This is a genomic window from Empedobacter sp. R132-2 (assembly GCF_030324375.1).
Taxonomy (GTDB): Bacteria; Bacteroidota; Bacteroidia; order Flavobacteriales; family Weeksellaceae; genus Empedobacter; species Empedobacter falsenii_B.
This window is the reverse complement of sequence record NZ_JACAGG010000003.1, coordinates 66,739-78,900: the sequence shown is the minus strand read 5'-3', so window position 1 is coordinate 78,900 and position 12,162 is coordinate 66,739. Positions and strand designations below refer to the sequence as shown.

The following is a 12,162-nucleotide window of genomic DNA, read 5'->3' as shown; positions in this document are numbered from 1 at the left end:
TTAAAAATGGCAATTCAATTTTCAGAAGAAACACAACAAAAAGTAGATAAAATCATTGCACGTTATCCATCGGATAAAAAACAAAGTGCATTGATTCCTTTACTTCATGTCGCACAAGCTGAGTTTGGTGGTTGGTTAGACACTCCTCATTTAGATTATGTTGCAGAAGTATTAGAAATTTTACCAGTAGAAGTTTACGAAGTAGCTTCATTTTATTCGATGTTTAACTTAAATCCTGTAGGGAAATTTGTGTTAGAAGTTTGTCAAACAGGACCTTGTATGTTAAGAGGTTCAGACAAAATTATTGAACACATCAAAACAAAATTAAATATTGAAGCTGGTGGAACTTCGGCAGATGGTTTATTTACATTAAAACCAGCCGAATGTTTAGGAGCATGTGGTTACGCGCCAATGCTACAGTTAGGAAAAACGTATCGTGAGAATTTAACGATCGAGAAAGTAGACGAATTAATCGAGGAATTGAAAAAATTAGCATAATGGGACAAAAATTACTGTTAAAAAATATTGATGTTCCAGGAATTCGTCAGTATCAAGCTTACCGCGAAAACGGTGGTTATGCAAATGCTGAAAAAGCATTTAAAATGACAACTGATGAAATCTTAGAAGAAGTAAAAACTTCTGGTTTAAGAGGTCGTGGTGGTGCAGGTTTCCCAACTGGAATGAAATGGAGCTTTTTGGCAAAGCCAGAAGGTGTTCCAAGACACTTAGTGGTAAATGCAGACGAATCTGAACCAGGAACGTTCAAAGACCGTTTCTTGATGGAATATATTCCTCATTTATTAATTGAAGGAGTTCTGATTTCATCATTCTGTTTAGGTTCTAATACATCATTTATTTATATCCGTGGAGAATATGCGTGGGTTGCAGAAATTTTAGAAGAAGCAATCGACGAAGCAAAAGCTGCTGGTTGGTTAGGTAAAAACATTCAAGGAACAGGTTTCGATTGCGAAATTTATGTTCAACGTGGAGGTGGAGCTTATATCTGTGGTGAGGAAACGGCATTGTTAGAATCGTTAGAGGGTAAACGTGGAAATCCACGTCTTAAACCACCTTTCCCAGCTGTTAAAGGTTTATGGGGAAGACCAACGGTTGTAAATAATGTAGAAACAATTGCTGCAATTGTTCCAATTATTGAAATTGGAGGAGAAGCGTATTCTAAAATTGGAGTTGGACGTTCTACAGGAACAAAATTAATTTCAGCTTGTGGTAATATTAATAAACCAGGCGTTTATGAAATTGATATGACAATTACGGTTGAAGAATTTATTTATTCAGACGAATATTGTGGAGGTATTCCAAACGGAAAACGTCTTAAAGCATGTATTCCTGGAGGAAGTTCTGTGCCAATTGTTCCAGCAAACTTATTGTTAAAAACTGCCGAAGGTAAACCTCGTTACATGAATTACGAAAGTTTATCAGAAGGAGGTTTCCAAACAGGAACAATGATGGGTTCTGGAGGATTTATTGTTTTAGATGAAGATCAAGATGTTGTTTACCATACGTATACATTAGCTCGTTTTTATCGTCACGAATCATGTGGACAATGTTCACCTTGTCGCGAAGGAACAGGTTGGATGGAAAAAATCTTGAAACGAATCGATGAAGGAAAAGGAAAAATGTCTGACATCGAATTGTTATGGGATGTTCAACGTAAAATCGAAGGAAATACAATTTGTCCATTAGGAGATGCAGCGGCTTGGCCAGTAGCAGCGGCAATTCGTCACTTCCGTGATGAGTTTGAATGGCATATTAATAATCCGGAAGAATGTTTGACGCGTAATTTTGGTTTAGCACATTATGCTGATCCAATCGAAATTAAAGAAACCGCAAATTAATACGAAGATGGCAGAAGAAACACCATTATTTAAAGTTACTATCGATAACGAAACGATTGAAGTACCTGCGGGAACAACGATCCTTCAAGCCGCTCGTATGATTGGTAAAGAAGTAGCACCTCCAGCGATGTGTTACTACGGTAAATTAGAAAATACAGGAGGAAACTGTAGAACATGTTTGGTAGAAGTATCAAAAGGTAGTGAAGCAGATCCTCGCCCAATGCCAAAATTGGTTCCGTCTTGTCGTACAACAGTTATGGATGGAATGGTTGTAGGCAATAAAACGTCTGAGCGTACAGTTGAGGCACGTAAAGGTATTGTTGAATTATTATTAATCAACCATCCTTTAGATTGTCCAGTATGTGATCAGGCAGGAGAATGTAAATTACAAGATTTAAGTTACGAACACGGAGCAGAAGCGACGCGTTACGAATTTGATCGTCGTACATTCCCTAAAGAAGATTTAGGTCCAAATATTCAGTTGAACATGAACCGATGCATTTTGTGTTATCGTTGTGTAAAAACTGCGGATCAAATCACAGGTTGTCGTGAGCATGGCGTAATGAATCGTGGAGATCACGCTGAAATTTCAACGCATATCAACAAAAGTTTAGATAACGAATTCATCGGAAATATTATTGATGTTTGTCCAGTAGGAGCATTAACAGATAAAACGTTCCGCTTCAAAAATCGTGTTTGGTTCTTGAAACCAGTTGATGCGCATCGCGATTGTCCGACTTGTTCTGGTAAAGCACAAGTGTGGTTCCGTGGGAATGAAGTTTTCCGTGTAACAGCTCGCAAAGATGAATTTAACGAAGTAAAAGATTGGATTTGTAACACATGTCGTTTCGATAAAAAAGATATCAACGATTGGACGTTAGAAAAACCATCAGAAATTTCTAAAGATTCTGTTGTTCGTCAAGGTCATTACTTTGAGAATAAAGTGGAGCCAAAAGAAACACTTCCGAAAGTAATCAAACGCGATCCAAAGATTTTATTAGATATTCACTCGGTTTCAGAAGTAAATGAACCAAATCGTGATTTATCTAAAATTGATGGACCAGCAACAAGTAAAGATTTTAAAGATTAATCATTCGTAAATAAAATTAACAAAAATGACAGAAGAATTTATTGCTGATGCATTAGAAAAGTTAGCTTTAGTAGGCGTAATGATTGGTTTTGCATTAGTTGTTGCCATGTACTCTACTTGGGCTGAGCGTAAAGTTGCAGCATTCTTACAAGATCGTATCGGACCAAACCGTGCAGGTATTTTTGGTTTATTACAACCACTTGCCGATGGTTTAAAATTATTCTCAAAAGAGGAAATTACACCAAAAGATTCGAATAAATTTTTATTCATCTTAGGTCCATCTTTGGCAATGATTGTAGCTTGTATGACAGGTGCAGTTATTCCATGGTCGACAGCTTTCGAGATTGGAGATCGTGTAGTTGTTCCTCAAATTGCAGATGTTAACATCGGGTTTTTATACATTTTAGGTGTGTTAAGTTTAGGTGTTTATGGAATTATGATTGGTGCTTGGGCATCGAACAACAAATACTCTTTAATGGGAGGTTTGCGTGCAGCTTCGCAGATTATTTCGTACGAATTACCAATGGGAATTGTGTTAATCACAATTTTGATGATGACAGGTTCTCTAAAATTGAGTGATATTGTACATTATCAACAAGAACATGCATGGTTTATCTTATTACAACCATTAGGATTTATCATTTTCTTGGTGTGTTCGTTTGCAGAAACTAACCGTACTCCGTTCGATTTACCAGAAGCAGAAAATGAATTAATTGGAGGTTATCACTCAGAATATTCTTCGATGAAGATGGGATTCTTCTTATTTGCAGAATACATCAACATGTTTATCAGTTCTGTGGTAATTTCTACCATCTATTTTGGTGGATACGATATCCCATTTGTAGACGATGCAACATTAGTAAACTCTATCGGAGTGAATGGAACGGCAATTCTTAATTTCCTTTCATTATTCGGTAAAGCTTGTTTCTTCATCTTCTTCTATATGTGGGTGCGTTGGACAATTCCTCGTTTCAGATATGACCAATTAATGGATTTAGGTTGGAAAAAATTATTGCCTTTAGCATTAATCAATATGTTAATTACAGGCTTAGTGATTTTATTATTAAACAAGTAGAATCATCAAAATCATTAAAAGTATGAAACCAATTACAAATAGAGTAAAACAAGTAGAACGTAAACCCCTTACTTTTTGGGAAAGTATCTATTTGATTTCTATCGCAAAAGGGTTGATGATTACATTGAAGCACTTCTTTTCGAAGAAAGCAACAATTAGTTATCCAGAAAAACAAAGACCGTTTAGTCCTGTATTTAGAGGATTACACGTTTTGAATAGAGACGAAGAAGATCGCGAAAATTGTACGGCTTGTGGACTTTGTGCTTTGGCTTGTCCAGCAGAAGCGATTACAATGGAAGCGGCAGAAAGACTTCCTGGTGAAGAAAACCTTTACCGTGAAGAAAAGTATGCAGCGAAATATGAAATTAACATGTTACGTTGTATTTTCTGTGGATTCTGTGAAGAAGCTTGTCCAAAAGATGCTGTTTATTTATCGCAAACAGTTCCACCAGCAAGTTTCAAACGTCAAAACTTTATCTATTCGAAAGAAGATTTATTAATCCCGAAAAAAGCTACAAATTAATGGAATTACCTATCATTTTATTCTATGTTTTGTCGAGCTTAACGGTGTTAAGTGCGCTACTAATGGTGTTCAGTAAAAATCCTGTACATTCCATTTTATATTTAATCGTAACATTCTTCTGCATCAGCGGACATTATGTATTGCTAAACGCACAGTTTTTGGCAATTGTAAATGTCATTGTCTATGCCGGAGCAATTATGGTATTGTTCTTATTCGTGGTGATGTTGATGAACTTGAATAGTGAAAAGAAATCATTTGGTCGACCAGCAAAAATAGTAGCAGCGAGTTTAATCTCTTTGTTATTTGTTGCCTTGACAATTGGTATTTTCTCACAAAATCAAGCTTCTGCAAACACAGCTGTAGAAATGGGAACAGGTGATTTAGGATTGATTCACAACTTAGGATCATTGTTATATTCAGAATATGTTTTACCATTCGAGTTGAGCAGTATTTTGTTTATTTCTGCAATGATTGGAGCGGTGATGTTATCGAAAAAGGACGAAGAATTATTGGATTAAATATAAAAAGTAAAAGATGTTACCAATCAGTTATTATATTACTTTATCATTAATCCTATTCGGAATAGGAATGGCAGGTGTTATGCTACGTCGTAACGCAATTGTCATTTTTATGTGTATAGAATTGATGTTAAATTCTGTGAATTTGTTGTTAGTAGCGTTCTCAAAAATGCACTATCACGCAAATTCAGTATTAGAAAAAGGAACAGATGCACAACTTTTAGTATTCTTTATTATGGTTGTAGCCGCAGCTGAGGTTGCTGTAGGATTATCAGTAATAATTTTATTGTTCCGAAAAGTATACTCGGTAGATATTAATGTGTTAAATCGTTTAAAAGGTTAAGAATGGAGCAGTATATATGGTTAATTCCTTTGATTCCATTCATAGGATTTTTGATTAACGGTTTAGGACGAAATGTACTTTCAAAAAGCTTAGTTACTTTCATCGGAAGTGGAGCAGTTTTGGCAAGTTTCATTTTATCAATCATGGTTTTTATGTCAGTTCCATCAGGAGCAGATGCACAACCATTAATTTTTAAGGCATTTGATATTATCAATATTCCAACTTTACAAGTTCCGTTTGCATTTCAAATTGATGCATTAACGAGTTTGTTTTTGTTAATTATTACAGGAGTTGGATTTTTAATTCACGTGTACAGCTCGGCTTACATGAGCGAAGACAAAGGATTTGCAAAATTCTTTTCTTACCTAAATTTATTCATCTTCTTCATGTTGATTCTTGTAATGGGAAACAACTTTGTGATGATGTTTATTGGATGGGAAGGGGTTGGACTTTGTTCATTCTTATTAATTGGTTTTTGGTTTACAAATCCAGAATATATCAAAGCAGCAAAGAAAGCTTTCATCATGAACCGTATCGGAGATGTTGGATTCTTATTGGCGATGTTTTGGATTTTCAAAGAATTTGGAACGTTAGAATATGTAAAAGTATTCAGCCAATTAGCAATTGATCCATCTGCATTTACAGGTTTTGTATTGACAGGAATTACATTATTGTTATTTTTAGCAGCAACAGGTAAATCGGCTCAATTACCATTATTCACATGGTTACCAGACGCGATGGCAGGACCAACGCCAGTTTCAGCACTTATTCACGCTGCAACAATGGTAACAGCAGGTATCTTTATGATTACACGTTGTAACGAATTATTTTCGGCAGCACCAATCACATTACAAGTTATTCAGTACGTAGGAATTGCAACAGCTTTTGTTACTGCAACGATTGCAATGCGTCAAAACGATATCAAAAAAGTATTGGCTTATTCTACAGTTTCTCAATTAGGATTAATGTTCGCAGCAATTGGATCTGGAGCGTATATCGCAGCAGTTTTCCACGTAATGACGCATGCATTTTTCAAAGCATTATTATTCTTAGGGGCAGGTTCTGTAATTCACGGAATGCACCACGAGCAAGATATGCGCAAAATGGGAGGTTTGAGCAAATACATGAAAATTACACATATCACTTTCTTGATTGGATGTTTGGCAATCGCTGGTATTCCAGGTTTATCAGGTTTCTTCTCGAAAGACGAAATGTTATTAGGAATGTTTGTTTCTAATCCAGTTGTTTACGGAATCGGATTTATCGTTTCTGTGATGACAGCATTCTATATGTTCCGTTTATATGCAATGACTTTCTTAGGAGATTTAAGAGATAAAGAAGCTCATCCGCATGAAAGTCCAGCTGCAATGACAATTCCATTAATCATCTTAGCAGTTCTTTCTGTTTTTGCAGGTTATATCGGAATTCCAGCGTTGTTTATGCAAGACGGACATAAACTTCAAACTTTCTTAAGTGGAGTTGTATCAATCGGAGAAGCTCATCATGTTTCTCATGCAACAGAATGGATGATGATGGGAGCTTTATTACTTTGTGTACTTGGTGCAATTTATTATGCAATCAAGAAATATACAAACCATGTAGATGGTGAAGCAACAGGAATTGCAAAATTCTTTGAAGACAAATGGTACATCGACGAGTTATATGACAATGCAATTGTAAAACCATTGTTCGAGTTGGGTGATGTCTTGAAAAAATATGTAGAAAAAGCAGGAATTGCAGCTTTTGTTTTAGGAGTTGGAACTGTTTCTGGTCGCGCATCAAAAAATGTACGTCAGCTACAAAACGGAAATGTAGGATTCTATATTATGCTAATGGTTGTAGGAATCGTGGCAGGTATCGCAATCTTTTTTATGGGGTATTTAATTTCAAAATAGGTTAGTAATGCTTTTATCTTTATTTATCATTTTACCATTAATAGTAGGAGTTTTTATGCTATTAATGCAAGGTCAAAAACCACAAAGATGGTTAGGAGCATTCGTTGGTGGAGCGTTGTTGGCGTTGTACTTGTTTATCACTTGCAAAGGTGGAAACAACGAGTTAACGTTTCAAACACAATGGTTCAATTTCAACAGCGTTAAAACTTATTTCGCGTTAAATGCTCAAGGTTTGGGAGGATTAATGATTCTATTAACTAACCTTACTTACTTAGCTCTTTTTGTTTATTTATCAACAACAAAACAAAAATATAGCAATACATTCTATGGATTATTGTTAATCACTTTAGCAGGATTAAACGGAGTTTTCTTAGCAGAAGATTTAATTTTATTCTATTTCTTCTGGGAAGTTGTCTTAATTCCGGTTTATTTCTTAATCGGATTATTTGGAATTGGAAAAGACAAAATTCGCGCAAATATGACATTCTTCTTATACACGATTTTAGGATCGATGTTTATGTTAGGAGGAATTATTTACATCGGATTTTTCTTACAACCAGCATCATTTTTATTAACAGATGTTGTACAAGTTACAGGACCGCATTATTCAACAAACACAGCGTTGGCATTGTTATTCTTAATCGCTTTTGTGATTAAAATTCCAATCTTTCCATTTCATACATGGCAACCAACAATCTATAAAACATCACCAACTCCATTAACAGTTGTACTTTCAGCTTTGATGGCGAAAATGGGATTATTTGCAGTGGTTACTTGGTATTTGGGAATGTTTCCAACGATTTCAGAATTGTTCAAATACATTACTTATTTAGCAATTTTCGGATTAGTTTATGCCTCGTTAATAGCTTTGAGTGCAAAAAATGTGAAGAAAATTATTGCATATAGCTCGATTGCTCACTTAGCTTTAATTTTTGTGTCATTATTTTCTGAATTAGCAAATGGTGTAGCAGGAGCTTATTTCCAAATGTTTTCACATGGTTTAGTTGTTTTAGGATTATGGTTATGTGTAGATATTATGGAAAGAAAATATGATTTGACAGACATCAAATCGATTGGTGGTTTAGCAAAAGTTGATCCAACATTATCTATCTTATTCATGATATTCGGTTTAGCAAACGTAGCATTACCATTGACAAGCTCATTCATCGGAGAGTTTATGATGCTTTCTGCATTATTTACACACAATCCAGTTTTATGTGTAGTAGCTTGTTTAGGTGTTATTTTATCTGCCGTTTATACGTTGAGATTATCAAGCGCATTATTGTTTGGAGAAGTGAAAAACATCAAACAAAAAGATGCTCAAAAAGGAGGTTTTGGACCAATTGCAGTTATTTCTGTAATCGCAATCATCGTGATTATTTTAGGAGTTTATCCAACACCAATTTTTAATTTATTAGCACATTAATCATTTTTGAATAAATAGATATGAATACGATTATTTTATCAGCACTTTCAGGTATTATTTTGATGTTTAGTGGATTCTACATCAAAAATAATCGTGCCTTAAATATACTTTCTGTTGTTCTGTTTTTCGGAATGATTGTAGGAGGAATTTTCGAATTGAAAGGTTGCTCAATGTTCGCAGGAAAATTCGATAATATGATTGGACAATCGCTTTACGGCGTTTCGTTCTTTATCGCATTGGCAGGATTGGCAATTTTTTACTTATTGTTGAACAAAGATTTGTTTGGAAAAGTAGGAAAACACGTGGCAGAATATTATGCCTTAATTTTCTTCTCTTTTACAGGAATCGCAGTTTTAGCACAATTCCACAACTTAGTAATTATGTTCTTAGGAATCGAATTAATGTCAATTCCAATGTACATTATTGCAGGAACAAACAAAGAAAGTCTTAGAAGTACAGAAGCTTCTGTAAAATATTTCTTGATGGGAGCTTTCTCAACAGGAATTTTGATGTTAGGTGTAACATTTTTGTACGGCGCAACAGGAACTTTTATGGTTGATCAATTGGTAAACTATAACAAAGATTTCGAAACAATTTATTACGCAGGATGGTGTTTAATCATCTTCGCATTTTGTTTCAAAGTTTCTGCAGCACCGTTCCACGCATGGACACCAGACGTTTACGACGGAACACCAACTGTGTTTACATCGTTTATGTCGACAATCATCAAAGGAGGATCATTTTTAGGATTTATTTTAGTCCTAAAATCATTCCCAACAAATGTAGAATATGCCGAATATTACCGTTTATTATTCGCGTCAATTATCATTTTGACGTTATTTATCGGAAACTTCGGAGCAGTTTCTCAAAAATCTGTCAAACGTTTGATGGCTTATTCATCAATCGCGCAAGCAGGTTTCATGTTATTTGTTTTGTTCAATATCAATTCAGCTTCTAAAGAGGCTTTGATGTTCTATACGATTGCTTATTCAGTTGCGAACTTCATTATTTTCTATGCGATTGATCAATTCAAAAATCCAAAATTTGAGAGTTTCATTGGTTTAGGAAAAGCAAATCCAGTTTTAGCAGCAGCGATGACAATTTCATTAATTTCATTAGCAGGTATTCCATTAACAGGAGGTTTCTTTGCGAAATTTATGGCGTTGAGTATTGGAGGAACAAACGATAAAAACCTATTTTTGATTGTAATTGCATTGGTTATGGCAGTTTTGAGTATGTATTATTACTTCAAAATCATCAACTACATGTATTTCAAAAAAGGGAAAAACAAATTAAAAACACAAGACGGGTTAACAAATTTCCTTTTAATTATCGGAATGGTAATCTTAATTGTGATGGGAATTTTTCCAGGAATATTATCGTCATTTTTACAAACGCCAATGTGGTAATTGGAGAATGATTATTATATAGTTTTTTATTATTTATTATTTAAAAGCTCGTGTCAAGTACTTGACACGAGCTTTTTTTTATATGGGATTATTTTGCAAAGAGTGTAAACCCTAACTTATCAACAACACATTATTGATAAATAAAGTTAAAACCCATAAAATCATTTCGATAATCAATTTATCTTTAGAGTAAATCTTACGATTCTTCAGATGAAAAGTCAAGCGTTTAACTCAGTCAATTAGTTTCAACAATTAGCAGAAGAAATCAATAAAATGCAACAAGCATTTGCAGAAGGAAACATTAGTTCTTTAGATTTGTACCTAATGGAAGAGGAGGATGTATTGCAATACCTAAAAATTTGCAAAAGTACATTATACAATTACAGAAAGAAAAACCTTTTAAAAGCCTACAATTATTTTGGTCGAAACGTCTACTTAAGACACGAAGTTTACCAAGCAATAATCAATCAATTACTCAAATAAATCAAGAGGCTTTTAAGCCTCTTTTTATTTATAATAAATTTAATAATACTCAATAAGATCATCATTAAAGATAACAATTAACAACCAATTCTTTTTTTGAATCCTTTTTTAGACAAAAAAAGAGACAGAAGATTTAACCAAAAAGAAAAACTTCCCCGTTTGAAAGAGGTCAGGAGAGTGTAAATCAAATGTAAAACAAAACCACTACAACCACACAAACACCGAACAAACACCGAAGCGCTGCGGTACTTATCAACAGAACAACCACAGCACAACCACAGAAATATACAGACGAATACAAATAAGTACATTTCATTCCAAAGCATTGCAAATCATTCCAAATGTTTCCATTTGTATGCAATAATTGAATTAATACGGATATCCATTACGAACTTCACCATAGAAATTAAAAATCAAGTAAAACATTTAAAACCAAAAAGTATGGGTAAAGTTATTGACAGTATCATTTCAGGTACATCCGGTCGTACAGGTCGAATAGTAGTCGCAAATGTCAACGGTTACGAAATATCACGCATTCGTCCTAAAAAATTATCAAAAGCACCAACTCCAAAACAAGCATTAATCAAAGAACGTTTCAACAAATCAGTCTTATTTCTTGCGAGTTACAAAGAATATGCAAAAGCATTTTTCGGAACAAAAGTAGGATTACGTTCCACATACAATTCTGCAATGAGCAATGTCATGAATGCATTAGTCTGTGATATGGATAATTTACAAATACTACCTAATTATCATCAAATTCAATTTTCAAAAGGAAAAGGAATAGATCTACAACCCTTAGCCATCAGTTCTCCAACTCCGTTAACAATTCAGATCGATTGGGAAAACAACTCCATGGGCTCTAATGGCGAAACAGATTACATGGTGGCATTACTTGCAGAAGACAACGACCTTAATGTAGGAACCCAGTTTTTTCAAACCAATGCAATCCGTGTAGACTTAACATATCAACTAAGTTTATTACCAAGATATCAAGGTAAAGAATTACATATATGGATTGCCTTTGTCAATCCAGAAAACCTATTTGCATCTAATTCTGTTTACGTAGGAAAAATCATAGTAAACTAACATTGACTATGATTCAGAAAAGAGAGAAAAAACCGTTTATATCATAACAAATCACATAAGTTGATGTCCAAGATACAAACGGTTTTTCTTTTTTTATCAAAAGAAAAAACTTCACCAAAGACACAAAAAAAAATCCCTCTCGAGAGGGCATAGAAGAGTGTAAACCCTAACTTATCAAGCTAAATTCATTTCAGCTTCACATTATTTTCTAATCAAATTCCAAATCAAAAAATTGGCATTAAATCGATGACGTTAAGAAAATGATTGAAGAGCAGCGTTAAAAAGATTTTAGCTCGTAGAGTTTTTAAAATCTTTAGCGAAGCGAAAACCATTTTTAGTCCAATCGATTTACAGCCAAGTCTTTTTTGGTTACTTTTTTTGACTGTTCCCCGAAGGGCATATGAATACCAATTAATTAAAATAGATATTCAATGAATAAAAAAAGTAACAGAAGG

12 protein-coding genes are annotated in these 12,162 nt (G+C 34.3%); all 12 read left to right on the top strand.

The features are described 5' to 3' along the window. Positions 1 to 6: 6 nt before the first annotated feature. The 12 genes from HXZ69_RS03265 (at position 7) to HXZ69_RS03210 (ending at position 11,707) form a co-directional block, all read left to right on the top strand. Positions 7 to 498 carry an NADH-quinone oxidoreductase subunit NuoE family protein gene (locus tag HXZ69_RS03265; protein WP_115002287.1) on the top strand — a complete coding sequence of 164 codons (492 nt, stop codon included), beginning with the start codon at positions 7 to 9 and terminating at the stop codon, positions 496 to 498. Beyond that, positions 498 to 1,856, top strand: a complete 1,359-nt coding sequence (gene nuoF, locus HXZ69_RS03260; RefSeq protein WP_221854711.1) for an NADH-quinone oxidoreductase subunit NuoF — start codon at positions 498 to 500, stop codon at positions 1,854 to 1,856. The genes HXZ69_RS03265 and nuoF overlap by 1 nt, the downstream gene beginning before the upstream one ends. Before the next feature lie 7 nt (positions 1,857 to 1,863). After that, complete coding sequence (locus HXZ69_RS03255) at positions 1,864 to 2,946, top strand: NADH-quinone oxidoreductase subunit G (RefSeq protein WP_038333449.1); 1,083 nt, start codon at positions 1,864 to 1,866, stop codon at positions 2,944 to 2,946. A 25-nt stretch (positions 2,947 to 2,971) separates the two neighbouring features. Further along, positions 2,972 to 4,021 (top strand): NADH-quinone oxidoreductase subunit NuoH, encoded by a 1,050-nt coding sequence (nuoH, locus tag HXZ69_RS03250; RefSeq protein WP_019974862.1) that lies wholly within the window; start codon positions 2,972 to 2,974, stop codon positions 4,019 to 4,021. Between the two features lie 22 nt (positions 4,022 to 4,043). Beyond that, positions 4,044 to 4,544, top strand: coding sequence for an NADH-quinone oxidoreductase subunit NuoI (nuoI, locus tag HXZ69_RS03245; RefSeq protein ID WP_038333352.1), 501 nt, complete (start codon positions 4,044 to 4,046; stop codon positions 4,542 to 4,544). Then, positions 4,544 to 5,062, top strand: a complete 519-nt coding sequence (locus tag HXZ69_RS03240; RefSeq protein ID WP_125348899.1) for an NADH-quinone oxidoreductase subunit J family protein — start codon at positions 4,544 to 4,546, stop codon at positions 5,060 to 5,062. Before nuoI ends, HXZ69_RS03240 begins: the two co-directional genes overlap by 1 nt. A gap of 16 nt (positions 5,063 to 5,078) precedes the next feature. Further along, entirely contained in the window at positions 5,079 to 5,405 is a 327-nt protein-coding gene (gene nuoK, locus HXZ69_RS03235; RefSeq protein ID WP_125348900.1) for an NADH-quinone oxidoreductase subunit NuoK, read from the top strand. Between the two features lie 2 nt (positions 5,406 to 5,407). Beyond that, positions 5,408 to 7,300, top strand: a complete 1,893-nt coding sequence (gene nuoL, locus HXZ69_RS03230) for an NADH-quinone oxidoreductase subunit L (protein WP_125348901.1) — start codon at positions 5,408 to 5,410, stop codon at positions 7,298 to 7,300. Between the two features lie 7 nt (positions 7,301 to 7,307). After that, entirely contained in the window at positions 7,308 to 8,726 is a 1,419-nt protein-coding gene (locus HXZ69_RS03225; protein ID WP_125348902.1) for a complex I subunit 4 family protein, read from the top strand. 20 nt (positions 8,727 to 8,746) lie between these two features. Then, a complete protein-coding gene (locus tag HXZ69_RS03220; protein ID WP_286494973.1) occupies positions 8,747 to 10,135 on the top strand; it encodes an NADH-quinone oxidoreductase subunit N in 1,389 nt (462 codons plus the stop codon). A gap of 273 nt (positions 10,136 to 10,408) precedes the next feature. Further along, positions 10,409 to 10,618, top strand: coding sequence for a helix-turn-helix domain-containing protein (locus tag HXZ69_RS03215; protein ID WP_219034519.1), 210 nt, complete (start codon positions 10,409 to 10,411; stop codon positions 10,616 to 10,618). 441 nt (positions 10,619 to 11,059) lie between these two features. Beyond that, the gene (locus HXZ69_RS03210; protein ID WP_219034520.1) at positions 11,060 to 11,707 is read left to right on the top strand and encodes a DUF6266 family protein; all 648 of its coding nucleotides are present in this window, start codon (positions 11,060 to 11,062) and stop codon (positions 11,705 to 11,707) included. Positions 11,708 to 12,162: the final 455 nt, after the last annotated feature.